Here is a 26,183-nt window from a genome sequence, read left to right on the forward strand (position 1 = left end):
TCCCCCTGTATAAAAAGATGTAAAATCGTACTACCGATACAAATGGCAGGCGACCCAATGGTTGGGCGCCGCCTCGATCCACTCCGGCACCTCTTGTGCGCATTGCTCGGTTGCTTTCGGGCAGCGCGTCCGGAAGACGCAGCCGCTCGGAGCATTGGCAGGGCTCGGCAAATCCCCCTGCAAAATGATGCGCTCCCGCTTGATCGTCGGGTCGGGAATCGGGATCGATGACAACAAGGCTTGCGTATATGGATGCAATGGTTTGGCGTAAAGCTCGAAGCTCTCGGCCATTTCCACCATTTTCCCTAAGTACATGACGCCAATTTTCGTCGAGATATGCTTGACCATCGACAGGTCGTGGGCGATGAACAGGTAGGTCAGCCCTTTGTCCTGCTGCAAATCTTCCAGCAGATTGACGACCTGCGCCTGGATCGACACATCGAGCGCAGAAATCGGCTCGTCGGCGATGATAAATTCCGGCTCGACCGCCAGTGCCCGCGCGATGCCGATCCGTTGCCGCTGACCGCCGGAAAACTCATGCGGAAACCGGCTGGCGTGCTGCTTGGAGAGACCGACCAGCTCCAGCAGCTCCTTGACCCGATCGGCGCGCGCCCCGCGCGACAAGCCGTGGATGTCCAAGCCTTCTGCGATAATATCCATGACCGTCATGCGCGGATTGAGACTGGCCTGCGGGTCCTGGAAGATCATCTGCACATCGCGGTTGAACTGCGCCGAGTCTTTTCCTTTTAATTGGTGTACATTTTTGCCCTTGAACAAAACTTCGCCGTCTGTCCGGTCGTACAGGCGAATCATCGTCCTGCCGAGCGTCGACTTTCCGCAGCCGCTTTCCCCTACCAGCCCGAGCGTCTCTCCCCGCTTGATCGAAAACGTGACCCCATCTACCGCCTTGAGCTGGATGCCGTTGCCAATCTCGAAATGTTTCTTCAAATTTTTTACTTCCAGCAATGACTCACTCATCTACGTCTGCCTCCCTGCTGCTACGAGCTCATCCAGCTTGGGCGCCCGAGGATCATGCAACCAGCATGCTGCCTGGTGTGCATTTTCAAACACGCTAGCCTCTGGCATCTGCTGCTCGCATATTTCCATCGCAAACTGGCAGCGCGGGGCAAACGGGCAGCCTTTTGGCGGATGGAACAAGTCTGGCGGCGCGCCTTCGATCGGCACGAGCCGTTCTTTTTCCTCGCCATCAATACGCGGCAGCGAGCGCATCAGCCCCCATGTGTACGGGTGCTTCGGATTGGCGAAAATGTCCTCGACCTTGCCCGTCTCGACGACGATCCCTGCGTACATGACGACAGCGCGGTGCGCGATCTCCGCTACGACCCCCAGATCGTGCGTAATCATCACGATAGAAAGCTGCTGCTTGGCTTGCAGTTCGCGCAGCAAATCGAGAATTTGCGCCTGAATCGTCACGTCGAGCGCCGTAGTCGGCTCGTCGGCGATCACCAGCTTCGGATTGTTGGCCAGCGCGATGGCGATGACGACGCGCTGGCGCATGCCGCCGGAAAATTCGTGCGGGTATTGATCGACCCGTTTTTCCGGATCGGGAATGCCGACCAGCCGCAGCATTTCCATGGCCTTTTGCCGCGCTTCTTCCTTCGTCACCTGCTGAGAGCGCACGAAGCCTTCCACGATCTGGGCTCCTACCTTCATCGTCGGGTTCAGTGCGGTCATCGGGTCTTGGAACACCATCCCGATTTCGGCGCCGCGCAAGGCGAGCAGCTCTTTTTTGCTCAGGCTCGTGATGTCTTTTCCGGCAAAGCGGATGCGCCCGTCGACGATCCGTCCCGGCGGATTCGGGATCAAGCCCATGATCGCCTGGGCGGTCACGCTCTTTCCGCAGCCGCTCTCTCCGACTACAGCGACGGTTTCGCCGCGGTCGACGTGAAACGTGACGCCGCGCACCGCCTGTACTTCTCCCCCGTATGTCTTGAAATGTACCCGGAGGTTTTCTACTTGCAGCAATTGCTCTGTCATGCCCGGTTCCTCCTATCCTTGGGCGCGGTTACTCACGAATCCGCGGGTCGAGTGCGTCCTGCAAGCCATCGCCGAAAACGTTGAAGGCGAACATCGTCAGCGAGATCATCAAAGCCGGGAAGAACAGCCTCCACCAGTCTCCGGTCAAAATCACGCCCAGCGCATCGTTCGTCATCGTCCCCCAGCTAGCGATGGGAGCTTGTACCCCCAAGCCGAGAAAGCTCAGGAACGATTCGGCAAAAATCGCCGACGGAATGGTGAACGTCAGGTTGACGATAATGACGCCAATCGTGTTCGGAATCAGGTGGCGCAGCAGGATGCGCGGAAATTTTGCCCCGAGCACCTGGGCCGCCATAATGAACTCCTGGTTTTTCAACTGCAAAATCTGCCCGCGCACGAGCCGGGCCATCCCGGTCCAACCAGTTGCCGACAAGGCGATGATAATCGTCAAAATTCCCGGCTCCATGACGACCATCAGCATGATGACGACCAGCAAGTACGGCAAGCCGTACAGCACCTCGATCAGACGCATGATGATCGTGTCGATGCGGTCGCCGCGTTTTCCCCGGCCCGCCATGTATCCGGCAATCCCTCCGATCGTGACCCCGATCACGAGGTCAATCAGCGCCGCTGTGACGCCGATGATGAGCGAGATTCGCGCTCCGTACCAGGTGCGGGAAAACATGTCCCGTCCAAGCTCGTCCGTCCCGAACCAATGCTCGGCGGATATTTCCTGATTCGCGGTCAAAAGGCTCTGGTCCGAGTAGCTGTACGGCACCAGATGCGGCCCGACGATGGCCATGACCACCATCAGCACGATGAGCGTAAAGCCTACCATCGCGAGCTTGTTGCGGACGAGCTTGCGCGTCACCTGTTGAAAATGGGTCAGGCTCGGCCGCATCTGGACAGCTTGCCCGTCTGTTTTTTGTGCTCTTGGTCGAAACAGCTCATTCGCTGCTTGTTCTGCCGCCATTGGCTACCTCCCCCTGCTCGACAATTTGATGCGCGGATCAATGAACATGTACGCCAGGTCAATCAAGAAAATAATCAGCACGAGAATCGCGCTGTAAAACACCGTTGTTCCCAAAATGACCGGATAATCCCGGTTGAAAATACCGTCCACGAAATATTTCCCGATACCCGGCACCGCGAAAATTTTCTCGACGACGAACGTTCCGGTCAAAAGCCCGGCCACCAGCGGACCGAGGAACGTGACGACCGGCAAAATCGCGTTGCGAATGCCGTGGCGGACTACAATCAGAAAAGTCGGAATCCCTTTTGCCTCCGCTGTCCGTATGTAGTTCTGGTTCATGACTTCGATCATGCTCGTCCGCATGTAGCGCGTGATGATCGCGAGCGGCCCGAAGGCAAGTGCCAGGGAAGGCAACACGGAATGCTTCCAGCTTGCGAGCGTCGCGACCGGGAACAGTGGCCACTTGATCGCCAGATAGTTAATCAACAGCGGCGCCATGATGAAGCTCGGTACCGCAATCCCCAGGACGGCCATGACCATCGCCGCATAATCAATCCATGTATTTCGGTTTAATGCCGCAATTATTCCGAATATCAGTCCAAAAAAAAGCGCAATGACGATTGCCTGCATCCCGATCAGGGCCGACGCCCCGAAGCCGTCTTTAATCATATCGTTGACCCCGCGTGTCTCTGATTTGATCGAAGGGCCCAGGTCCAGCATCGCCAAGCTTTTCAGATAAGACAAATACTGCATCGGCAGCGGCTCATCCAGATGGTACTTGGCGCGCAAGTTGAGCAAAATTTGCTCCGGGAGCTGATCGGATTCCGAGGCGAACGGATCGCCCGGGATCATGTGCATTAAGGAAAACGTCAGCGTAACGATAATCCACAGCGTAACGACCATCATCAAAATTCGTTTTAACAAGTAACGCGCCATTTTCTTCTTATTCCCCCTATCCAGGCTTGCAAAAAACGTGCTTCTCTCTCGTTCGGCCCCCTTTAACGGAAATTAACCTAAAACATTCCTTAAATCAACAATATAGTGATATCTGTATTTAATGTCAATTCTGATTTTTTTGTTTTACTCATAATTTTTTCATCGGTTGCAACTCGCCTGTTCTAATAGTAAACTACGCTAATACGGAATTTTTCCCTAAAACATCCCTTAAACGCCTTTTGCTCACGTGCTGGATTTCCTTTGCTTGGGCTGGGTATTTATGGCATTGGCATCAGGAATATAACGATACGATAATGCCGAAAAGAGGATCGATCCACTTCGTGACGAATAGGTTATCCCGTACTTTACCGTTTAGTTGGAGGACATGATGATTATAAGAGTCGGCTTAGTAGGTCCGAAAGATTCCGTGGAATTGATGAAAAAGGTGGGACGAGAGTTCGCAGACCGCCTCGTCCTGATTCCGTTTGTTTACCAGCGCGCGGAGGAAGCGGCTACGATCGTGGTAGAAAACGAGCCGGAGGTAGATATCTGGTTTTTCTCCGGGATTGGCCCCTACTCGATGGCGAAGCAGCATCTGCACAAGCAAAAAGCTTTTTATCCGCAAATCAACGCCAGTGTGCTGACGAAGGTGCTCCTGGAATTGGTGTACCGCGACGGGCTATCGCTGGATCGCGTCAGCTTCGATACCGTATCAGAAATGCATTTTCGCGAAACGCTGGAGGAGCTTGGGCTGACGTGCGAGCAGCCGTATCTCAATCCGTACCAGGAGTTCCGGCTCACCAACCACCTCGTCGCCTATCACACGGCTCTCGTCCGGGAAGGAAAAGTAGACGCCTGCGTCACCGGGATGCTGTCCGTGACCGAAGAACTGCAGCGCCAAGGGATCAAGGTGTACCGGATGGGCTTCACCCGTCTGACGTTCCGCGAAATTTTCAAGCAAATTTTGCAGGAGGGCGAGACGCTGCACTTCAAACGGTCGCAAATCGCCGTGCAACTGCTGGAAGTATCCGATATGGACAAGCTCGCCAATGAACCTGCAAACGCTTACGATTTGCGCCGCCTCGACCTCAAGCTGCAGGAGATCGTGCTCGACTACACCGAATCCATCTCGGGAAGCTTCGTCTCGTTGGGCAACTACAAGTTCATTTTGTTTTCTACGCGCGGCTCGTTCGAAGACAACCCGGCGTTCCATCCGACGTGCCTGCTGGAAAAAATCATGCTGCTCACCAACTCGACAGCCAATATGGGCATCGGCTTTGGCGTCACCGCGCTGGCGGCCGAACGCAACGCGCAGCTCGCGCTCGTCCACGCCAAAAAGCACGGAAACGCCGCGATTCTCGTCGATCACGACGGCTCCATCGAAGGCCCCTTGCGCCAGGCCAAAAGCATCAGCTACGAGTACTGGACAGAGGACAAGGAGATCAGCGAAGGACTGAAAAAGGCCGGGGTCAGCATTACGACCTTGAACAAAATCATTTCGGTGCAAAAGGCGTTGGGGCAAAATTACATCAGCGCGGCGGAAATGGCCGAATGGATGGGCATGACGCCGCGCAATGCCAGACGGATTTTGAGCGATCTGGCGGAGCACAACGTCATCGAGCAGATCGGCGAGGAAACCCCGACCAATCGCGGACGCCCGCGCAAAATTTACCGCGTTCTCCCCGCTTTATCGGACAGCCCGTAAGTACAATCGTCCGCATGCCCGATTAGAAAACTTGGCCGCGCCGCCAACGGCTTGGCGCAGCCTTAGTTGCACGAATGCTCGATAACCAGCTTATCCATTGTTATCTGTACAGTACAAAAAACCAGTCGCAGGCACGGTGCGCGTTTGAAGCGATGACGTGGCGGACTGGTTTTTTGCCGTTTGGTTTTTGGCTTTTGTATGGTTCTAAACGTTGCAGCGATTCGGACGATCGGCGAGCCTTTGCGCCGCCGCCTGCGCGGACCGCTTCGAGCGCACGCTGGCGACGACGACGCCTGCGACGATCAAAAGAGAGCCGCCCGCCTGGATCGCGGTCACCTGCGAGCCGAGCAGCAAAAAGCCGGCGAGCATCGCCACGAACGGCTGCAAGTTGAGAAAAATTGCCGCCTTCCCTGTCCCGACAATTTTCAACTGCGAATTCCAGACGATCCCGCACACGCCTTGCATGAGAATCGCGGTGACGATCAACATGCCCCACGCCCACGCTTCATGGCTGATGTGCGCCGTGGAATCGAGCGTCAGCATCGCCGCAGGCGTCAAAAACAGCGTCCCGACCGTCGTCGAATACACCGTCGTAATGAACGGCTGCATCGTCTGCGTCAGCTTGCGAATGATAATCATCGACGCCGAGAACGTCACCATCGCAATCACGATCAACAGCACGCCTTTGGAGATGGAGAGACCCGCTCCAATCCCCACGACGAAAAAAGTGCCGAGCAAGGCGATGCCCGAACCGATTTTCATGCGCAGCGTAAACTGCTCCTTCAAAAACAGCGAGGCCAGAACGGCTGTCACAATCGGCGCCAGCGACAGGATCAGCGAGGCGGTCGTGGCGTCTGTCGTCAGCAGGCCGTTGAAATACGCCGTCTGATTGGCCAGGGTGCCGATGAGTCCGAGCAAGACGAGCAGCCCCAGCTCGCGCAGCGTAATTTTCACGAATTTTTTCGTCAGCCAGGCGTACAAAATCAAAAACAGCGACGTGAAAATCAGCCGGACATCGGCGAGAAACAGCGGAGGAAACTCTTTGACCAGCATGCTTCCGAACACAAAGTTGCTTCCCCACAGCGTCACACAAAAAAGCAGCAGCAAGTATGAACGAATCATCGTTTTTTCCTTCTTTCACCCGTTACATGATGGAATCCCGTATGCAATCGTACATGAGAAGGCCAAAAAAGTCCATGTGCAGATGCGCCATACTCTGCCCCAATTTATGTCTGGCGGCAAGCCGGGGAACCAAGGTCAAAGACGGAGTGGGCAATCAGCTCGTAGGAGCGCAGCCGTTTGGCGTAATCCGGAATGTCGGTGATGACCATGATTTCCGCTGCTTGATAGCGCTCTGCCAGTTCTTGCAGCTTTTCCCGGACAAAAAGCGGGTCGCCCGCGATCGGCGGCCTGCGGAACGCGGCGCTGCTCGCTTGCGCACAGGCGCTCGCCTCCTCCATCGTCTCGGCGCAAATGACGCCGACGGCAACGATGACCTCCGGCTTTGGCTGCCGGACGGACGGCTTGTAGTCTCGCTTGTACGCGGCAATGACGTCCTCCCCTTCCGCTTCGCTCATAAACAGGCCGAACGCGTAGCCTGCCCCGTTTGCCGCGGCGTAGCCCGCGCTTTTTTGATTGGTCCCGAGCAACCATAGCTGCGGCGGCTGTGGCGGGAGCGGTCGGGCGAGGACAGGCTCGCCCTCGACGGTGAACGCGTGACCCAGCAAGGCAGCCAGTTGCGCGACAAGCTCCGGCATCCGGCCAACCTGCTGCAAAAAATGGTCGTTCAACGCCATCGTCGCATGCGCAGAGCCTCCCGGCGCGCGGCCGACGCCAAGATCGATTCGCCCAGGGTACAAGGTCGAAAGCAGATGAAAAGCTTCGGCCACTTTGTACGGCTTGTAATGCGGCAGCAGCACCGCTCCCGACCCAATCCGGATGCTGCTCGTCTGTGCCCCGATATGCGCGAGCAAAACTTCCGGCGCAGACGAAGCCAATCCGGGCATGTCGTGATGCTCGGACACCCAGTAACGGCAGTAGCCGAGCGCTTCAGCGGTTTGGGCCAGCAGCACTGATTGCCGCAGGGCAACAGCCGGATCGACTCCCCCGTAGATGGGCGACAAATCCAGCACGCTTAGTTTTTCTAAAGTCATATGTGCATTCCACCTAACTGCCTTGTTCTTTTGCCAGGCGCCTCTATGTTTTGGCAGCAAAGTCGATGGGACTGCTTGCCGCCTATGACGTTCCAGCGATCGGGCCTGTCTTGTTCACTATAGCGCTATCCGGTGCGATTCCACAACGATCCAGATGGCAACTGTTTCGACAAATGCGGCGTCCGGCTGTTTGCCTGCCAGTCTGGATGCTGACGTGAATACTACTACTAGCAACTCTCACAACATAAAAACAGGCCAGCCCCCTTTCGGCAGACTGGCCTGTTTTGTGCGATTCCGTTTATGGCTGCGCTTCTTCCGCTTCCTGCGGTTCTTTTTGCGCATGCTCCTGCTTGTTGTCCTCCTGAGCCGCTGGCTGTTGCTGTTGCGGCTTTTCCTCATTTGGCTTCGGTGCTTGCGCCTCGCTCTCCTTGTCCGCTTCGGTCGGAGCGAGCGCGCTGGCTACGAGCAGCGCGTACGCCCGTGCGCCCTCGGAGTTGAGATGCACGCCGTCCTTGTAAAAGTACGAGTTTTTCCCGGCGCTGGCCGCATGCCAGTCGATCAGCTTGACGTTCGGATGGGTTGCCTCCACATCTGCCAAAGTCTGGTTGACAACGCTTTCCCAAGGCTTCGGAACCCGCGTGTTGATGACGATAATTTGCTCCACGCCATTCAATGCCTTTAGCAGCTTATCCAGTTGGCCTTTGCTAAAGGAGCCATTCGTCCCCAGCTCGATGATGACGCGATTGCCGAGCCGCCCTTGCGCTTTCAAGGCGGCAATCGTGTCAGGCGCTTGCGACATTTGCCGACCGACCTTGCCGTCAATTACGATCCCGGGCAAAAGCTTTTCCAGATACGGCTCCACGTCGAGCATGACCGAGTCGCCGATGGCAGTAATTCCTTTGCCGGATTGGACAGCGACGGCTGGCGCATCCGAAGCTTTCGGCTGTTTGGAATCGGCGGAATTGTCCTGATTTTGCGCGGGCTTGGTGCTGTCCGCAGCAGGCTTGGTTGCGTTTGGCTTTGTTTCGTTTTTCGGCTTTGCCGCCGTCTGGCTATCTGGCTTCGGTGCCGGGTCCGGCTTCTTCACAACGGCTGGCACTTCCGGGCCGTACGGTTTTCCGGCGCGCTCGGCAGCCTGTTCCTTTTGTCCCGCAGTGTCTGCGGCGGAGGCCGACTCCACCGGCTTTGGCTGCGGGGTGCTGTTGCCAGCGGTAGCGCCGGAAGTCAAGGTCGCGACTCCAAAGTAAATGACGCACAGCGCGAAGGCGCATCCTGTGGCGAGGATGCGGGTAGAACGCTTGGAAGCCCCCCGCTTTTTGCCCGAGCCGACGTTCGCCCACAGTCTGCCCAGCGCGCCGTGGCGAATCGGTTCCTCGACGTATTTCCAGGACAAGGCGGCCAGCACGATGCAAGCGACAAGTTGCAGAGCGGCGCGCACGACCGCGATCACGCCTCCGTCCTCCATACCAGTCGGACTCGTGAGTACGATTACGGGATAATGCCACAAATAAATGCCGTACGAGCGCACGCCGAGCCATTTGAGCGGCTCGCAGCCCATCACCTTCGCCAGGGCGCTTGCCGGATGGGCGAGGACGGCTACCAAAAGCGCGCTTACAATCGACAGCAGCACCAGCCCGCCCTGATACAAAAAGTCATCGTACTGGTTCGTTTTCCAGATCGACAGAAGCAAAATCGCGAGACTCGCAGCTCCGACCACGTCCAGCGTCAGACGCGCCTTGCCGGAGATGTTCGTGGTCAGCTTGCGACTCGGCCACATCATGGCCAGAGCAGCACCGATCAAAAGGGCGAACACCCGTGTATCGGTTCCGTAGTAAATCCGGCTCGGGTCTTCTCCCGGCACATACAGCACGGCCATCAGGATTGCCGAGAGTGCAGCCAGGCCGAGCGTCAGCATCACGAGCGGGCCGCGGCGTTTGACCACGGACAGCCCGAGCGCGACCAGGAGAGGCCAGATCAAGTAAAACTGCTCCTCTACAGCCAACGACCAGAGGTGACCGAGCGGCGAAGGCGGGCCAAACTTTTCAAAATACGATACTTCGGAAAAGACCAGCCACCAGTTGCTGACGTAAAAAACAGCCGCCCACACATCCCCGCGCAAGCGTCCCATTTGCTCCGGGACAAACAGCGCGACGCTCATCACGACGACGACCATCAGCAGCAACAGTGCCGGCAACAGCCGTCTGGCCCTGCGCAGCCAGAAGTCTTTCATATCCAATCGCCCGTGCCTGCTCCACTGGGCAATCAGCAAATCAGTAATCAGGTAACCCGAGAGGACGAAAAAGATCCCGACTCCGAGCAGTCCTCCCGGCGCCCAATTGTAATTCAAGTGATAAATAATGACTGCGAGTACCGCCAGTGCCCTCAGCCCGTCGATTCCGGGCATGTAACGGCTGTTGGAAGCCTTGATCGGTTCAGGCATGGTGGCGGCCTCCTCTGCTGTTTGTTTGGCGAGTCCGTACTTCCACTTGCTTGTGCGTCAGATCCTTGCCATTCGAAAAAACCATTGCTTTGTTCTTGCTTACCGTGCTCGCCATGCAGCTCATCTGCACTCTCCCCTTTTAATTCCGTTCTGTTTCGTTATTAGTTGACGGGGGCAGTCATTACACATCGGGAATTGCGTGCTATATGAATGCAAAAACCCCAGGTTTCTTAAAGGTTGGCTGAAGAAAACGGGGGTTGGTCTCGTTCATTATCTGCAATGGAAAATGAATCCTCCAATCATCATTGCCCGTATTCAGGATGTGGTGCCCTACGTACTTTCCGTAATGTGTGCGCCTTCTTCTTATGTATGGCTGTTTCCCCTCTTTCCTTCCTGATTTTTGTGCGCAAACCAGACTTTTCCAACGATGTGGACGAAGCCTTCGCTGCATCGGTGCCGACCGGATTTTTGCAAGAAAATCTGATCGGCCCAAATCAGTTGCCCGGTCACCTTTTTCATGCCTTCTGCTTTGTGCCCGGCAACCTCTTGTATCCTGATTATAAGACGCACAAAGACAAAAACGCGTTACAAATTGTTTACATTCCCTGCCGATTTTTTCCGGGAAATCACAGGCGCCAAAAGCTGCGGCAAAAGACAGGGAGCAGCGCTTCTGTCTTCAGCCAAATGGCCTGGTTTTATGCGCATTTTTCCGGGCGGCATGCCTCTTTTTTCCGGGCCGGACAGACGCAAAAAGCTGACGGCGCGTTTCCACCGTCAGCTCCACTATGTACTGCTATCGAATCAGGATGTCCGATACACATCAGGCCCGCATGGGATGTTTTGTCCAGATCATTCTGATCCGGTATAGGTGCAACCAGGATTCGTCCATGGCTTGGCAGAGCCATGGTTTCGAAAATTAAATGTGATGAGTAAACAAATAGTTCAGGAATAGTCCCCCGCTGATGACCGCGATGACCATACAGACGATGCCGCTTTTCACCCGCTGGGATACAAGACGCATAAAGCCAATACAGAAGAAAGCGCCGGTCACCAAAAAATAGGAGATTCCGATCCAAAACAAATTCCAAGGTAAGCTTGCAAAATCCACGTTACCCAAAAGTGAACACCATCCCTGTCCCAATCTACTTTCATTTTTGCATGGAGGATACTCCATTATAGCATTTTTCACGCTCTCTTCGCCGGTTTCGCTCAGATCGTAACAGAAGTGTCATACATTTGCAAAAGCAAGCCTTGTTTTTCCGGCTCTGTTTTCTCGGCTTCGCCGTCGGGGTTTTTGGCGCGGGACGGATGGCGCTGTGCCTGGGCTTGGCTGCTGCGTGCTGGTCAAGACTGCTTACGAGCGGCATGAGCTGCCTGCACCATGGCTCGCTTGCCGCGATGCCGCTGTCCTTTTTCGCCTGGTCGCTGTTCATGGCGCGGGACGGTTGGCGCTGTGCCGGGGCTTGGCTGCTGCGTGCTGGTCAGACTGCTTACGAGCGGCATGAGCTGCCTGCACCATGGCTCACTTGCCGGGATGCCGCTGTCTTTTTTCGCCTGATCGCTGTTCATGGCCTGGGACGGCCAAAACGCGACGCGCAAAAGCACGCGCTGGCGAGCGCCGATTCAAACAGGCGCGGCGACTGACCGTTGGACTGACCGTTGGACTGGCCGTTGGACTGGCCGTTGGACTGGCCGTTGGACTGGCCGTTGGGCGGCGCCTTGGTATTTTGGTATTTTGGTATTTTGGTATTTTGGTATTTTGGTATTTTGACGCTTTTGTGCTTTGGTGATTTGGTGATTTGACGCTTTGCCACTTTCCCGCTTTTCCCGCCGCAGAAAAAGCCGCTTTTTTTCCTCCCCGTCCCTCGCGCCTTCATGGTTTCTCCACATTCCTTTGCTACGCTTTTTTCGAAAGTGCGCAAAGGAGGACGCCAGAATCATGAACAAATCATCGTTACGAAGCACAGCCTTCCCGCTTTTGCTGGGCGGTCTGCTGCTTCTGTCCGCCTGCTCGACCGAGCAAGCGACGACCGCGGGCCACGCCGGGCACGACATGGGAGCCGACCAAAGCGCGACGCAGCAACCGGCTGCTCCCTCCCAACCGATGACTGCGTCAGGCGACAATGCCATGGAGGTGCTGACGGGCAATACGTTCACCCTCACGGCAAAAGAGAGCATGCTGCACCTCGACGACCAGACGATGAAAACAGCCTGGACCTACAACGGAACCGTCCCTGGACCGCAGCTTCGCGTCAAGCAGGGCGAGACGATTTCCGTCACCTTGAAAAATGAACTGCCGGAGCCGGTGACGATCCACTGGCACGGGCTGCCTGTGCCAAACAACATGGACGGCATCCCCGGTGTCACGCAAAATGCGGTGAAGCCAAACGAAAGCTTCACCTACCGCTTCAAGGTCGACGTGGCGGGAACGTACTGGTACCACTCGCATCAAAACAGCTCCAGGCAGGTCGACAAAGGGCTGTACGGCTCGCTCGTCGTCGAGCCGAAAACGCCGGAGCCAGCAGACAAAGACGTCACGCTCGTCCTCGACGAATGGATGCAGGACGACAGCATGGCCGAAATGCACGGTGGCGGCGGCTCGATGGCAGGCATGAACCACGGTGCTGACCACGCCGCTCCCGCCACCTCTGCTGCGAGCGGCCACGACATGGCGAACATGAGCGACGCGAAAATGATGCCGCTCATGTACACGATCTTTTCCGTCAACGGGAAGACGGGACCTGCCATCGCTCCGCTGCGCGTGAAGGAAGGCGAAAAAGTCCGCATCCGCCTCATCAATGCCGGGTATTTGTCGCACAAGCTGAACCTGCAAGGACATGCGTTCCAAATCGTTTCCACGGACGGGCAGCCGCTGCACAATCCGCCGCTCACGAGCGGACAGTTGCTCAACATCGCCCCCGGCGAGCGCTACGATCTCGAATTTGTAGCGAACAACCCGGGAACATGGCTGCTGGAGGAGCGAAGCGACAACCCTGGCGCCAAATCGCTTGCCGTGCCTATCGTCTACGAAGGCTACGAAGCGGCGCAGGCCAAACCGGAGTCGGGTCAACTCCCGGTCATTGATCTCACCCGATACGGCGAAGCGGCCCAAAGCAGCTTTTCGCTGGAGCAGCCGTACGATATCACATACCGAATGGACTTGAACACCGACTCGCGCGACGGGCAGATGGTGTTTACGATCAACGGCCAAACGTTCCCGAACGTCCCTCCGCTGGATGTAAAAAAAGGCGACCGGGTCAAGGTGACCATCGTCAACAACTCGCCGGAGGACGTCCACCCGATGCATTTGCACGGACACTTCTTCCAGGTGCTGAGCAAAAACGGCCAGCCCGTGTCCGGCTCGCCGCTGGTCAAGGACACCTTGAATGTGCTGCCAGGCGAGTCCTACGTCGTCGCCTTTGCGGCTGACAATCCCGGCGAGTGGATGTTCCACTGCCACGACCTGGGGCATGCGGCCAAAGGGATGGTGTCCGAGGTCAAATACGCGGGCTTCCAGCGGGACTTCGTCGTCGATCCGACCGTCGGCAACATGCCGGAGTAACAACATTCGCGCTTGCACCCGCTACGGCAAAAACGAAAACCGCTACGCACAAAAAAGCAGGACGCCATCCATCTGGCTCCTGCCTTTTTGCTTTTTGGAACAGAAACGACGGAAGCGCCGTTTCTTCGCAAAGCGCCGCACGTGCGCCCCGCTGGACTTTTGCACCTAGCCAAAAGCGGTCTTGCCCAAAGCTTGAGCTCGCTTACACAACCTCGCTCGCAAGCGTCTCGCGCCATCGCACGCCTGCGGGAAAGACGCTCTGCACGTGCTTTCGCAACTGTTCGTCTCTCCACAACTCCGGGCTCAGTATGGAGACGATGCCTCTGTCCTCGCGGGTGCGAATCAGGCGGCCAATCCCTTGGCGCAGTCGCAGCAACATGTACGGCAGGTCGACCTCTTCCATCGGCGACGCTGCGCTTTTTCGCTTGGCGGCAAACACCGGATCGTTCGGCGGAAACGGCAGCGACCAGATGATGACGTTCGAGAGAGACGGCCCCGGCACATCCAGCCCTTCCCATAGCGAGACGGCGCACAGGATGCTTTCCTCGTCGTTTTGAAAACAGGAGATCAGGTGGCTGATTTCCGCGTCGCCTTCGTACAAAAAGCGCATCGAGGCACACGCAGGGTACGCTTCCGCCGCGTTTTTGAACTCCCGCATTTCTTCCAGGGAGGAAAACAAAAGCAGCGCGCGTCCCCCGGTTTTTTGCAGCAAGGCGACAGCCAGCTCCATTTTTTCGGCGAACGGCTGCGTACAGGACAGCGGCGGAACGAAAGCTTCCATCTGCTCCGCGTAGTCGTACGGGGAAGCGACGGAAAACGACAAGTAGTCTTCAATGCCCAGGCTGTCCGCGATGTAGGCAAACGAATTTTCTACCGACAAAGTCGCAGACGAGAAAACGATCGGCATGTTTTGCGAGAAAACGCGCTCCCGGAGCACTTCCTGCACCATTTTGGGCATGACGACCAAGGTCGGGCCTGTCCACTCTTCGCTCATCCAGGAAATGACGTGATCGGGCCGCTGGAACAGGCCGAGAGCGAGCTGCATCATTTCCAGATGCTCCTCGACGATCCGCAACTGAAAGTCGTCCAGCGTGTACAGGCCGCTCTCCAGCGCCAGCTCCTCTTCAATCGAGCCAATCAGGCTCGTAAAGCGGTGAATGGCTGCAATCAGTTCGGGATGAAACACGATTTCCTTGCGCGCGGAGCCCGCGACTGGCTTGCTCTCGGCGTTCAAGCGCGAAAACAGTTCCTCGCTCTGGATGATCGCTTCTTCGATGGCGACGGCCAGCGACTCCCTGATCTCTCCTTGCAGCAGCCGCGTAATGATCTCTTCAAAAACGGCGTGGTTCAGCTTGTAGGTCAACGCCTTTTGCGCGGCAGGCTCCAGCAAATGCCCTTCGTCAAAAATGACGGAGCTGTGGCTCGGCAAAAGCGGAAGCTGTCCGCCCCGCTTTCTCGCCTCGTACGTCCAGACGTGCTCCATGTAAAAATCATGCGAACAGATGATGAGATCGGCAGACTTGCGGTAGTGGTCGCGCGACAGCGTCTGTCCGCACCGATGCTGCCTGTCGCAGACAAAGCAGTCCTGGAACGCATCCCAGTTCATCTTCGCCCACTGCTGGTCGTTCAATGCCGCGTAAGCGCTGCGGTCCCCGTACGGATAAAACGACTGGAGCGCTTCGTGCGTGTGCACAAAAGACGGCAGCCCCTCGTAAATTTCCTGGAAAACTTCATCGCCATCCAGTTGGTGACGGGCCTCGTCCAGCTTCCGCAAGCAAATATACTGGTCCGGCGATTTTCCCAGTCGCGCGTCAATCGTCAGGTTGAGGTGCCTGGCCAGCTTGGCGATGTCCCCTTCCGGCTTCACGAGCTGCTCGATCAGCGACTCGTTGGCACAGGCGATGATCGCCGGCTTTCTCATATAGCGGGCATAGCAGACCGCGTACAGCAGGTAGGCGAGCGTTTTGCCCGTCCCGACTCCCGCCTCGGCGAAAATCGTCCGCTTTTCCTGGAAGGCCCGTTCAAGCTGAAACGCCATGTAGATTTGCTCATCGCGGACCTCGAAGCCCGCCTCTGGCAACGTATCGTAAAAAACGTCCGCTACCCAGTCGCTCACCTGCGGGATGAACGGCTGGGCCGGATCGTGGGCAAAAGGATACCGTTCCACTTCAGACCTGCCTCCATTATGGTAAAAGAATCATCGAGCAATGATGCCAAAGTGTAATGATGACATGACTTGTGGAGAAACACAAGACGTCAGGAGCGAAAAAATCGCGATCCGTGGTAAGATGAAAGAGGAACACCGAAGGAAAATGTAGGAGTGAATGCGACAATGGACAAGGTCATGTTTATCGAAATCGGAATGGGGATTGATCTCCACGGGCAAAACGTCACGAAAGCAGCCGTTCGCGCTGTCCAAAACGCGATCCATCACAATTCGATGCCAGGGCTGCGCTCCGTGCTGCCCGGCAACGATATTCACAATATGAAGGTCAACGTCCGCCTCGCTGTGCCAGCCGACCGCGACAAGCTCGATCTGGACACCGTGCGCGCCGAATTGCCGTACGGAGAAGTGTCGTTTGAGGTCGTGGACGGCGGCATGCTGACGTCAAGCGGCGTCGTGATCGCGGAAAAGGATGACAAAAACGATCTGGCTTACGTCGTCATTGCCTCTGTGGAAGTAGGCTACTAGGCTAGGCCGAGCCGGATTGGGCTGGGCTGGGCGACACGAAGGCGGTCAAGCTGCCTAAAGCGAATCGGGATGGTGCTGATAGCGTTCGAGGTCAATCTCCCCTGCCTCGGAGACTGCTACGCCTTCGCCTTCCAGCAGCATTTTTTGCAAATTCATGGAATCGCGGTCCTGCAATCCGATTTTGCCTTTGGCATTGATGACCCGATGCCACGGAAGCTTGTATTTTTGCGACATGGAGTGGAGAATCCGCACAATTTGTCTGGCTCCGCGCGGACTTCCCGCCAAGGCGGCGATCTGTCCGTACGTCATGACGCTGCCCGGCGGGATGCTGGCGATGATTTTTACGGCTCGCTCTGTAAATTCGGTCATTTCCTGCGCTCCTATCTTTCTTGTAAAAAGATGACGTTGAAAAAGGCTTGTGACGGTTTCGCCATCACAAGCCTTTTTTCCTGTTTGCCTGCGCGAACGGCTGGCCCGGCTACAACTAGAACAGCCTTTCCAGTTCGTCTACCAGGCTGCCCACGTAGGCGACAGCGTCGCGGATCGGCTGCGGCTGGGACATGTCCACTCCCGCCTTTTGCATCAGTTCAAGCGGCTTCAAGGTGCCGCCCGCCTTCAATACTTCCAGCCAGCGATCGACGGCTGGCTGTCCTTCCTCTTTGATGCTCGCTGCCATCGCGGTGGAAGCGGTCAAGCCCGCCGCGTACGTGTACGGGTACAGCCCCATGTAGTAGTGCGGCTGGCGCATCCACGTCAAGCTGGCTGCCTCGTCAAGCTCCACGGCGTCTCCCCAGAACTCCGCCAACACTTGCCCTTTCCATTCCGACAGCTTTTTTGCCGTCAGCGGCACGTCGTTTTGCGCCGCCTCGTACACTTTGCGCTGCATGCGGCCTTCCAGCAGGTGCGTCACGAAGTTGTGGTAGTACGTATTCATCAGTTGCAAAATCACCCAGCGCTTGAGGCGCGGATCGTCGGACTGCGCCATGATGTGCTGCCCCAGAAGCAGCTCGTTGATCGTCGACGGCGCTTCGATAAAGTACAAGGACGGACGCGAATTGGTATAGCTTTGCTCGCGGGTCGCCAGCGTGAAATGGCCGCAGTGCCCCAGCTCGTGAGCCAGCGTGAAGGCGCTGCGCATGTTGCCCGACCACGTAATGAGGATGTAGGAGTGGTTGCCGTACGGTGTCGTGCAAAACGCTCCTGTCGATTTGCCCACGTTGTCCACGTAGTCGATCCAGCGTTCGTTCAACGCCTTTTCCATGATTGCGGAGTATTCCGGTCCCATTACTTGCAAAGCAGACTGAATCAGGCGGCCCGCTTCCTCAATCGTAATCGGCGGGCTGAATTCCGGATCAAGCGGCGCCTTCAGGTCGCAGAATTTCAGCTTTTCAAGCCCCAGCTCGCGCGCCTTCAGCTTGGCGTAGCGGCGCATGTGCGGCGCCAGCTCTGTGCCGATGATATCGAGAATGTTGTGGTACATGTCCAGTGTTACTTGCTGCGTGTGCAAGAGCATGTCAGTCACTGTCTCGAAGCCGCGCAGCCTGGACAGCACGGTTTGCTTTTTCACCTCAGTGGCGTACACAGCGGCAAACGAGTTTTGGTAGGCAGCAAGCGTGTTTGAAAACGATTCGTAGGCAGCCCGGCGCAGCGTCGTGTCCGCAGACATTTCGTAGTCGGCTTCAAACAGGGCAAAAGACACCGGGCGCTCTGCTCCGGCCCCGTCCTGCACGGGCGCAAATGACATATCGGACAGCTTCCCGCGCTGGTAGATCGTGTACGGAGCGCCGAATACTTCGCCGAGTGCGGCAAGCGACGCTTCGGTTTCCGCAGACAGCCGATACGGCTTGGTTTCCAGCAGATCGGAAAGGCTTTTGCGGAAAGGCGCAAGACCCGGCTCTTCTTGCAGGAACTTCTCGATCGTGCCGTCCGGCAAGGCCAAAATTTCCGATGGCACAAACGAAAGCTCTGCGTTCAGCCTGGAGACGACGTCCCCGACACGCGCGGAATTTGCCTGATTTTGCGGATTGGTTCCGTCCTCGGATGAGCGCAGGCGAGCATAGGTAGCTGCAAGATTGGCGCGAACCTCGATCGCTTCTTTTGCTTCCAGGCAGGCCAGCAATGTTTCTGCGCCTGTGTGCAGTTGCCCTTTGAAAGCCGTTACGGCCGGCAGTTGGCTGATAATCTCGTCCAGCTCCTGCTCCCACGCTGCTTGACTGGCAAATAAGTCATCCAGGTTCCATGTATATTCCACGGCTACCTGGTCACGCGTCTGTCTCGTCTTCACTGTGTCTGCCTCCTTATGATTCCTACAATAAAATGTTTTCTATTATTCAAGTTTGATTCTCGTTTGAATTTTCCTCCCATTCCAAAAAATAAATAAACGAAAAATGTCGCGAAAACTTCCGTAATCTGTCTGTTTCTGCGCTTTCCAAGGAAATTTTTTCAAAATGACTAGCGAGCCACTCCCGTTGTGCAGGTATAATAGAGAGGTGCTGAACGCAAGTGAAAAGGAGGCTTTCCTATGTCTTTCGAACTTTTGTTTGACCGCTATGCCGATCTCGCTGTAAAAGTCGGCGTCAATGTACAGCCGATGCAAACACTGGTTGTGACTGCTCCGCTCTCCGCTGCTCCGTTCGTGCGCAAGGTGGCGCGCAAAGCGTATGAAGCAGGAGCCAAACACGTACATATCGACTGGACCGATGACGAGCTGACCCGCATGAAATACGACCTCGCGCCGGATGAAGCTTTTGCCGATTACCCGCAGTGGAAGGCAAAAGGGCTGGAGGAGATGGCCGAAAACGGAGCGGCGTTTTTGTACATCAACTCGACCAACCCGGATTTGCTCAAAGGTGTCAAGCTGGAGCGAATCGCGACTGCGAACAAGGCAGCGGGACAAGCGTTGCGGACGTTCCGCAACTACACCATGTCGGACAAGGTAAGCTGGAGCGTAATTGCTGTCCCGTCGCCGGAATGGGCGGCCATGGTGTTTCCTGACTTGCCCGCCGACGAACAGGTGCCTGCCCTGTGGGACGCGATTTTCCGGGCGACGCGCGTGGACACGGACGATCCTGTTCAGGCGTGGCACGAGCATCATGCCACGCTGAACAGCAAAGTAGAGCAACTGAACGCCAAGCAGTACCGCTACCTCCACTACGAGGCGCCGGGCACGCAATTGACCATTGAGCTGCCTGACCGTCACATCTGGATCGGCGGCGGCAGCGTGAACGAAAAAGGCGCGGCGTTCATGGCGAACATGCCGACCGAGGAAGTGTTCACCGCGCCGAAAAAAGACGGCGTGAACGGAACCGTCCGCAGCACGAAACCTTTGAGCTATCACGGCAATGTGATTGAAAATTTCACCTTGACGTTCGAGCAGGGCAAAATCGTCTCGGTCAGCGCGGAAAAGGGCGAAGAAGCCTTGAAGCAACTCGTTGCGACCGATGAAGGCTCGCACTATCTCGGCGAAGTCGCGCTGGTTCCGCACCAGTCTCCGATCTCGTTGTCCAACATCATTTTTTACAACACGCTGTTTGACGAAAACGCCTCGAATCACCTCGCGATCGGCAGCGCCTACTCGGTCAACATCGAAGGCGGCGCAGCGATGAGCCAGGAAGAGCTGGCAGCCCGCGGCATCAATACGAGCCTGGTGCACGTCGACTTCATGATCGGCTCCGCAGAGATGAACATCGACGGCGAGACAGCGGACGGCGTGCGTGAGCCGCTGTTCCGCAACGGCAACTGGGCGTAAGCCAAATGAGCCGAACGGCACGCTTTCAGCCAACCAAAAAGAGGATCAGGCCCTGTCGGGAGCCATGATCCTCTTTTTGGTTGCCTACGCAGGCGTGATGATCGGATACAGCCTGCCTTGCATGGCAAAGGACGCCTTTCCCGTCTCCTCGGAGACGACGATCACCAGCGCGTCGCTCTGCTCGCTCAGGCCCAGGGCGGCGCGGTGCCGTGTCCCGAGCTTTTTTTCGCCGACGGCAATGTGCGACAACGGCAGGACGTTCGCCGCAGAAACGATCTGATTGTCCCGCACGTACACCGCCCCATCGTGCAGCGGACTGCCCGGAAAAAAGATCGACTCCAGGAGCGAATAGCTCAAAACAGCCCCGATGGGAATGCCCGCCTGCAAATGCTCGGCCAGGGAGTCGTCGCGCTCGATGACGATCAGGGCCCCTTGGCGTTTTTCGGCCAAATGCTGCACGGCAATCGTCAAGTCTATGTATTTTTCCGTGTACGGCGCGAGATAGCATTGCAAGTAAAACGAGGCAGCCACTGTCTCCAGCCGGCTAAATCTGCTGCGTATATGGTCGAACGTACCGAGCAAGCAGCCTTCCTCTTGGTCGAGGGCGAGCAGACTTTGCTCCATCGCCTGGGAAATGCTGAGCAGCTCTTGCTTCAGCTCGGCTTTCAAGGAAGATGAATCGCAGTTTACGTGCACGCAGGAAACCTCTCCCTCCTGTGTTCTCGACTACCCGACTGCTCCTTGCCTTGATTGTTCCCCATCCCGTGCGCTTTCATCCTGCTATCCTCTCGCGAAAGAGCCTGGCGCGCCTCGTCGCAAAAGAAAGCGGGTCAGATGGAGGAAAGCGCCCTTTTTCCCAGAAAAACAGGCGGATTACCCTTCCTTATGACGAGCGGATGCAGCGAATAAAGACGCCCGCCGCTTGCAGCGCCTGGCGAATGCTCTCTGCAAATGCAAGCGCGTGCGCACCGTCCCCGTGGATGCAGATCGTGTCCGCGCGAATCGGCACGTCGACGCCTTGCAGCGACTGCACCTTGCCTTCTGTCACCATGCGCACGACCTGGGCTAACGACTCGGCTTCGTCGGCGATCAGCGCGTCTGGCTGCGTCCGCGGCGTCAGCGTGCCATCCGCCTGGTACGTCCGATCTGCAAACACTTCGTGCGCGGTGCACAGCCCGATTTTTTCCCCGGCCCGCGTCAATTCGCTGCCAGCCAGTCCGAACAGAACGAGCTCCGGATTGACCCGGTAAACCGCCTCGGCGATCGCCTCGGCCAGCGCGGGACGCGTCGCTGCCATGTTGTACAAGGCTCCGTGCGGCTTGACGTGCTGCATGACGCCTCCTTCCGCCTGGACGAACGCTTGCAGCGCGCCAATCTGGTAGACGACCAGCTCGTAGGCGTCCTGGGCGGAGATGTCCATGTTGCGGCGGCCGAACCCGACCAGATCGGCCAGTCCGGGATGCGCCCCGATTGCCACCCGGCTCTCGATGGCCAGCTTCACCGTTTTTCGCATCGTGGAAGGGTCGCCCGCATGAAAGCCGCAGGCGATGTTCGCGGAGCTTACATGCTGCAAAATCGCCTGATCGTTGCCCAGTCGATACGCCCCAAAGCTCTCCCCCATGTCACAGTTCAAATCGACAACCTTCATTTGCTCTGCCTCCATCCCGCGTTGATTTGGATTCCCAGCTTGATTTGTTGCAGCTCGGTTTCTTGCTCGTACAGCGCCTGCTGGGCTTTACGCAAAGACACTTCCTGAAACTGCACGCGATCGCCCGGCCGCAACTGCGCCAAAATCGGCAAGTCAACGGTCGCCACATGGCCGATTTTCGGGTAGCCGCCAACCGTTTGCCTGTCCGCGAGCAAAATGATCGGCTGGCCGTTCGGCGGGACCTGGATCGTGCCCGTAGAGACGGCGGCGGAAATCAGTTCCAGCGGCGACTCCAGCGCAAGCTGCGGCCCTTCCAAACGATAGCCCATTCTGTCGGATTGCGCCGCGAGCTGATACGGCGTCGCGAAAAACTGTCGGCGGCTCTCCTCGGAAAAATAGCCGAACTCCGCTCCGCGCATGACCCGGACGACCGCGTCTTTTTGGTACGGAAAAACATGCTGCGGGACAAACCAGTCCATCTCGCCGCAACCAGCGTTTCGCGCTTTGCTTTTCGCTTGCAACTGCTCTGCGAAAAACAGCGCCAGCTCGCTCGGCTTGCCTGGCTCGAGTCGGTCTTTTTCCCGGAGCGTCCTGCCCCATGCCCCGCCAAAGCCCGCCCGGACATTCGTGCTGCGGCTGCCCATGACGAGCGGAACCTCCCAGCCGCCTGCAATGGCGAGGTAGGCGCGACAGCCTTTTTTGGCATGGGCAAACTTCAGCGTGCTGCCTTTTTTCACCCAGACAGGACGGTTGCTGTGGATGCGCACGCCGTCTATAGCAGGCTGCATGTCCGCTCCACACACGGCCAAGAGCGCATCCTGGTGAAACAACAGCACTGGCCCTTTTACCGTCAGCTCCAGAACGGCGGCGTTCGGCTCGTTGCCGACGAGCATGTTTGCCATGCGCATCGCCAGCGTGTCCATCGCCCCGCCGACGATCACCCCGTGCCGCTGGTACCCGTATCGGCCCAAATCTTGAACGGTCGTGTACAAGCCTGGTGATAGGACTTCGATGCTCATGGTCATGGCCCGATCTGCCCCCATTTCCCGTATTGTTCCTCCGAGATCGGACAGAAGCGGACTCTGTCGCCTGCGCGCAGCAAGCTCGGCGGCTGTTCTTCCGGGCGGAACAGGCGCTCCGGTGTCCGGCCAATAATCTGCCAGCCCCCCGGACTCTCAATCGGGTAGACGCCCGTCTGCTCTCCCCCGATTCCGACGCTTCCCGGCGCAATCGCGGTTCGCGGCGACTGCCTGCGCGGGGTGGCAATGCGTTTGTCCAGTCCGCCCAAATACGGAAAGCCAGGAGCAAAGCCGATCATGTGCACGAGATACTCCTGCCCGGAGTGAATGCGGATCAGTTCATCCGGGGTGATGCCGTGATACGCGGCCACATCCAGCAGGTCAGGGCCAAACGCGCCGCCGTAGCAGACGGGAATCTCCACCAGCCGCGGCTTCGTCTGTTCATCCGCGCGAATGTGCACAAGCTGCCCCGCGAGCAGCGCCTTGAACCGCTCGTACGGCATGTCCGCTGCGCGCGGATCGTACCACGCCACCGGATCGTAATACACCGTGACAGACGTGTACCCCGGTACGTATTCGACCATTCCCGGAAGCGGGTGCTCTTCGAAATAGTCGGCGAGCGCCTTTACTTTTTGCTGTGTCGCCTGGTCAATGGCGTCTCCGAGCTTGATGACAATTCCCGAGTCGCCGAGTGGAAAAAACGCGACTTGCTCCAACCTGCTCCCCTCCTATTCCATTTTTGTTCCGATAATCGGTATAATCATTCCGAATTTTAGAGTAAAGGAAAAGAGGAGTTGTCCTCCTCTTCGTATTAGCTGATTTGTCCGCCGCCTTCGACGATGTCTTGCTCCAGGCGCACCGCTGTTTCGATCGCGACTTGCAGTCCTTTGGCGATCGTCTCCACCGACATGCTCGGCTGGCCGGGGTGCTTCGCTGCCTGCTCGGGCAAGTACGGAATGTGGAGAAAGCCGCCGCGGATCGCCGCGTTTTGCTGCGCGAGCGTATGCATCAGTCCGTAAAAAAGGTGGTTGCACACAAACGTTCCTGCCGTTTGGGAAACGGAAGCGGGAATGCCGTTCGCCCTCATTTCCTTGACCATCGCTTTGATCGGCAGCGTGGACCAGTAAGCCGCTGGCCCGCCTTCCACAATCGGGGTGTCGATCGGCTGGTTTCCTTCGTTGTCGGGAATCCGCGCATCGTTAACATTGATCGCCACGCGCTCGACGGTAATGTCCGGCCGGCCGCCAGCCTGTCCAATGCAGAACACGAGATCAGGTTCCGTCTCGCGAATCGCTTGCTGCAAAAGCTCGATGGACTTGCCGAACACCGTTGGCACTTGTCTTGTTTCGATGCGATACCGTTCCGACCGGACGTCAGCCAGTCGCTTGACCGATTCCCACGCCGGGTTGATCGGCTCGCCGCCAAATGGGTCAAAGCCTGTTACCAAAATGGTTTTCATCGTCGCTCTCCCCTGTCCCTGCTATCTGTTTTATGAATCAGCTTCGCCTCGCTCGCCTCCAGCCCAGCGCCGTGGAAATGCGCTCTGCGGCAGCCGTCAAATGGGCGATCAGCGTTGGCAGCCGCTCCTCGGTGAACCGCTCCTGCGGTCCAGCGATGCTGATGCCTGCATGCAGACGACCCATGTGGTCAAAAATGGGCGCTGCGACCGCTACCGTATCGTTTTCCAACTCCGAATAGCTGATCGTGTACCCTTTTTCCCGCGCATCCGCCACTGCTTTGCGCAACTCGTCCCTGTCCGTGATCGTCCCGCGTCCAATCGGCGCAAGCTCCACTTCGCGCAAATACTGCTCTCTTTCCTTTTCTTCCAGAAAAGACAAAATAATTCGCGAACAGGCCCCGGCGTACAGAGGCGATCTGCGCCCGATCTTCGTATAGAGCCGTACCGGGTGTGGCGTATCGAGCTTTTCGATATAGATCGCTTCTTTTCCGTCCCGGACGATGAGATTGACCGCCTCTTCCACTTCGTCCCGCAGGGCGCTCATCACGGGCAAAGCGAGCTGGCGAATATCCAGCCGCTCGGACACCAACTGGCCGAACTGCAAAAACAACAGCCCGAGCGAAAATTTGCCGTCCTCGCCCCTCTGCAAAAAGCCCATTCCTTCGAGCGAGCCGATCATGCGATGGATCGACGTTTTCGGCATGTTCGTCAGCTCGACCATCTCGTTCAAGCTCAATCTGTCGTGGTCGATGAACAGATTGAGCAGCTCCATCGACTTCACGACTGTTTTGTTCTGGTTTTGTATCATGGACTTCTCCATCCTCGCGATCTGGTTGTTTTTGTCCATATTTTATCATTATTGTTGCCAGGAAGAAAAAACAACAGATGGTTTTTGCCTACAGCGAGACGAGATACAAAAGGATGATGTTGAACGCAAGCAAAACGAGCGCTGTCGGGAACTGCACGCGAATGACGTGGTTTTTGTCTTTCAAGTCGAGCAGCGCGGCGGGCACGATGTTGAAGTTCGCTGCCATCGGCGTCATGAGCGTGCCGCAGTAGCCCGCGAACATCCCGATTGCCGCCAGATGGTTCGCATCGACGCCGAACTGGCCGATCAATAGCGGAATGGCGATGCCCGCCGTCATGACCGGGAAAGCCGCGAACGCGTTGCCCATAATCATCGTGAACAGCGCCATGCCTACGCAGTAGGCGAAGACGACCCAGAACAAGGAATGCGTCGGAATAACGTGCGCAACCAGATCAGAGACGACCGTCCCGACACCTGCGCTGGTAAAAATCGTTCCGAGCGTAGCCAGCATCTGCGGCAGCACAGCCGCCCAACTGATCGCTTCCAGCAAGCGCCGCGATTCTTTGACAGGTGTCAACGGGTTGCTTTTGGTCAGCGCCATCCCGACGAGCAGCGAGATCAACGTCGCAAGCCCCAGCGAGACGAGCGTAATGTTTTTCTGGTCGAGCACGAACAGCTCGCCGATTTTCACGTCCTTGAAGCCGAGACTGCCGACAATCGTCAACAGCGGAATCAACAGCGCTGGCACGAACAGCCAGTTGCCCAGCCGCTGGCGGTTCTGCCTGCGCTCCTCAGCGGAGGCTTCGCCGTAGCTTCCCACCTTCAAGCCGCCCAAGCCGACGATCAGCACCATCACAATGACTAAAAGTCCCATGGCAAAAGGCGGGATGATACTGCCGAGCAGCAAGGAAATCCCGTAGAGCGCATAAAAAAGGCCAGAGGTGAAGCGGCGCGGATTTTTCTTGTCCACAAACGTAAACAGGCTGCCGCCAAGCGCAATCAAACCGAGAAATACATAGATCGCTTCCATCGAAATCCACAT

At 57.1% G+C, this 26,183-nt stretch carries 24 protein-coding genes; 7 read left to right on the top strand and 17 right to left on the bottom strand.

Annotated elements, in window-relative coordinates:
• Positions 1-30: 30 nt before the first annotated feature.
• Genes M655_RS14545 through M655_RS14560 form a run of 4 tightly spaced genes read right to left on the bottom strand, consistent with a single transcriptional unit; the run spans position 31 to position 3,907 of the window.
• A complete protein-coding gene (locus M655_RS14545; protein WP_007783650.1) occupies positions 31-978 on the bottom strand; it encodes an ABC transporter ATP-binding protein in 948 nt (315 codons plus the stop codon).
• Positions 979-1,998 (bottom strand): ABC transporter ATP-binding protein, encoded by a 1,020-nt coding sequence (locus M655_RS14550; protein WP_005829535.1) that lies wholly within the window; start codon positions 1,996-1,998, stop codon positions 979-981.
• Between the two features lie 28 nt (positions 1,999-2,026).
• Positions 2,027-2,971 carry an ABC transporter permease gene (locus M655_RS14555; protein ID WP_005829533.1) on the bottom strand — a complete coding sequence of 315 codons (945 nt, stop codon included), beginning with the start codon at positions 2,969-2,971 and terminating at the stop codon, positions 2,027-2,029.
• A gap of 3 nt (positions 2,972-2,974) precedes the next feature.
• A complete protein-coding gene (locus M655_RS14560) occupies positions 2,975-3,907 on the bottom strand; it encodes an ABC transporter permease (protein WP_005829531.1) in 933 nt (310 codons plus the stop codon).
• Between the two features lie 388 nt (positions 3,908-4,295).
• Here M655_RS14560 and M655_RS14565 point away from each other — a divergent pair, with 388 nt between their 5' ends.
• Entirely contained in the window at positions 4,296-5,612 is a 1,317-nt protein-coding gene (locus tag M655_RS14565; RefSeq protein ID WP_007783597.1) for a helix-turn-helix domain-containing protein, read from the top strand.
• Between the two features lie 204 nt (positions 5,613-5,816).
• Here the strand turns inward: M655_RS14565 and M655_RS14570 are convergent, their stop codons facing one another.
• Together M655_RS14570 and M655_RS14575 are read right to left on the bottom strand one after the other, a co-directional pair.
• Positions 5,817-6,734: a DMT family transporter gene (locus M655_RS14570; protein WP_026557141.1), complete on the bottom strand. Its 918-nt coding sequence runs from the start codon at positions 6,732-6,734 to the stop codon at positions 5,817-5,819.
• 104 nt (positions 6,735-6,838) lie between these two features.
• Positions 6,839-7,765 (bottom strand): MsnO8 family LLM class oxidoreductase, encoded by a 927-nt coding sequence (locus M655_RS14575; protein WP_026557140.1) that lies wholly within the window; start codon positions 7,763-7,765, stop codon positions 6,839-6,841.
• Between the two features lie 50 nt (positions 7,766-7,815).
• Here M655_RS14575 and M655_RS14580 point away from each other — a divergent pair, with 50 nt between their 5' ends.
• Positions 7,816-7,983 (top strand): hypothetical protein, encoded by a 168-nt coding sequence (locus M655_RS14580; protein WP_157797549.1) that lies wholly within the window; start codon positions 7,816-7,818, stop codon positions 7,981-7,983.
• 80 nt (positions 7,984-8,063) lie between these two features.
• Here the strand turns inward: M655_RS14580 and M655_RS14585 are convergent, their stop codons facing one another.
• Entirely contained in the window at positions 8,064-10,205 is a 2,142-nt protein-coding gene (locus M655_RS14585; RefSeq protein WP_026557139.1) for an acyltransferase family protein, read from the bottom strand.
• Between the two features lie 237 nt (positions 10,206-10,442).
• Here M655_RS14585 and M655_RS14590 point away from each other — a divergent pair, with 237 nt between their 5' ends.
• The 3 genes from M655_RS14590 to M655_RS14600 all read left to right on the top strand — a co-directional run bounded on the left by M655_RS14590 (position 10,443) and on the right by M655_RS14600 (position 13,767).
• Complete coding sequence (locus M655_RS14590; RefSeq protein WP_141333630.1) at positions 10,443-11,063, top strand: hypothetical protein; 621 nt, start codon at positions 10,443-10,445, stop codon at positions 11,061-11,063.
• A 378-nt stretch (positions 11,064-11,441) separates the two neighbouring features.
• On the top strand, positions 11,442-11,849 hold the full coding sequence (locus M655_RS14595; protein WP_122953421.1) for a hypothetical protein: 408 nt from the start codon (positions 11,442-11,444) through the stop codon (positions 11,847-11,849).
• Between the two features lie 295 nt (positions 11,850-12,144).
• Positions 12,145-13,767 (top strand): multicopper oxidase family protein, encoded by a 1,623-nt coding sequence (locus tag M655_RS14600; protein WP_005829521.1) that lies wholly within the window; start codon positions 12,145-12,147, stop codon positions 13,765-13,767.
• A 202-nt stretch (positions 13,768-13,969) separates the two neighbouring features.
• Here M655_RS14600 and M655_RS14605 read toward each other — a convergent pair whose 3' ends face one another.
• Positions 13,970-15,934, bottom strand: a complete 1,965-nt coding sequence (locus tag M655_RS14605) for an ATP-dependent DNA helicase (protein WP_026557137.1) — start codon at positions 15,932-15,934, stop codon at positions 13,970-13,972.
• 165 nt (positions 15,935-16,099) lie between these two features.
• On the opposite strand from M655_RS14605, the gene M655_RS14610 reads away from it, so the two are divergent.
• Positions 16,100-16,459: a Lin0512 family protein gene (locus M655_RS14610; protein ID WP_005835290.1), complete on the top strand. Its 360-nt coding sequence runs from the start codon at positions 16,100-16,102 to the stop codon at positions 16,457-16,459.
• A 54-nt stretch (positions 16,460-16,513) separates the two neighbouring features.
• Here the strand turns inward: M655_RS14610 and M655_RS14615 are convergent, their stop codons facing one another.
• Together M655_RS14615 and pepF are read right to left on the bottom strand one after the other, a co-directional pair.
• On the bottom strand, positions 16,514-16,828 hold the full coding sequence (locus M655_RS14615; protein WP_005835296.1) for an MGMT family protein: 315 nt from the start codon (positions 16,826-16,828) through the stop codon (positions 16,514-16,516).
• Between the two features lie 115 nt (positions 16,829-16,943).
• On the bottom strand, positions 16,944-18,743 hold the full coding sequence (gene pepF / locus M655_RS14620; protein WP_005835298.1) for an oligoendopeptidase F: 1,800 nt from the start codon (positions 18,741-18,743) through the stop codon (positions 16,944-16,946).
• 237 nt (positions 18,744-18,980) lie between these two features.
• On the opposite strand from pepF, the gene M655_RS14625 reads away from it, so the two are divergent.
• Positions 18,981-20,207: an aminopeptidase gene (locus M655_RS14625; protein WP_005835300.1), complete on the top strand. Its 1,227-nt coding sequence runs from the start codon at positions 18,981-18,983 to the stop codon at positions 20,205-20,207.
• Between the two features lie 84 nt (positions 20,208-20,291).
• Here M655_RS14625 and cdaS read toward each other — a convergent pair whose 3' ends face one another.
• From cdaS to M655_RS14660, 7 genes are all read right to left on the bottom strand, one after another.
• Positions 20,292-20,903, bottom strand: coding sequence for a sporulation-specific diadenylate cyclase CdaS (gene cdaS / locus M655_RS14630; RefSeq protein WP_005835302.1), 612 nt, complete (start codon positions 20,901-20,903; stop codon positions 20,292-20,294).
• A gap of 187 nt (positions 20,904-21,090) precedes the next feature.
• Complete coding sequence (locus M655_RS14635) at positions 21,091-21,855, bottom strand: LamB/YcsF family protein (RefSeq protein WP_005835304.1); 765 nt, start codon at positions 21,853-21,855, stop codon at positions 21,091-21,093.
• Positions 21,852-22,898, bottom strand: a complete 1,047-nt coding sequence (locus M655_RS14640) for a 5-oxoprolinase subunit C family protein (protein WP_007783584.1) — start codon at positions 22,896-22,898, stop codon at positions 21,852-21,854. The genes M655_RS14635 and M655_RS14640 overlap by 4 nt, the downstream gene beginning before the upstream one ends.
• Entirely contained in the window at positions 22,877-23,590 is a 714-nt protein-coding gene (gene pxpB, locus M655_RS14645) for a 5-oxoprolinase subunit PxpB (protein WP_005835308.1), read from the bottom strand. The genes M655_RS14640 and pxpB overlap by 22 nt, the downstream gene beginning before the upstream one ends.
• 95 nt (positions 23,591-23,685) lie before the next feature.
• A complete protein-coding gene (pcp, locus tag M655_RS14650; RefSeq protein WP_005835309.1) occupies positions 23,686-24,333 on the bottom strand; it encodes a pyroglutamyl-peptidase I in 648 nt (215 codons plus the stop codon).
• A gap of 37 nt (positions 24,334-24,370) precedes the next feature.
• Positions 24,371-25,141, bottom strand: coding sequence for an IclR family transcriptional regulator (locus M655_RS14655; RefSeq protein ID WP_007783581.1), 771 nt, complete (start codon positions 25,139-25,141; stop codon positions 24,371-24,373).
• Between the two features lie 88 nt (positions 25,142-25,229).
• Positions 25,230-26,183: a DUF979 domain-containing protein gene (locus M655_RS14660; RefSeq protein WP_007783579.1), complete on the bottom strand. Its 954-nt coding sequence runs from the start codon at positions 26,181-26,183 to the stop codon at positions 25,230-25,232.

The organism is Brevibacillus sp. NSP2.1, assembly GCF_000470975.2.
GTDB lineage: Bacteria > Bacillota > Bacilli > Brevibacillales > Brevibacillaceae > Brevibacillus > Brevibacillus agri.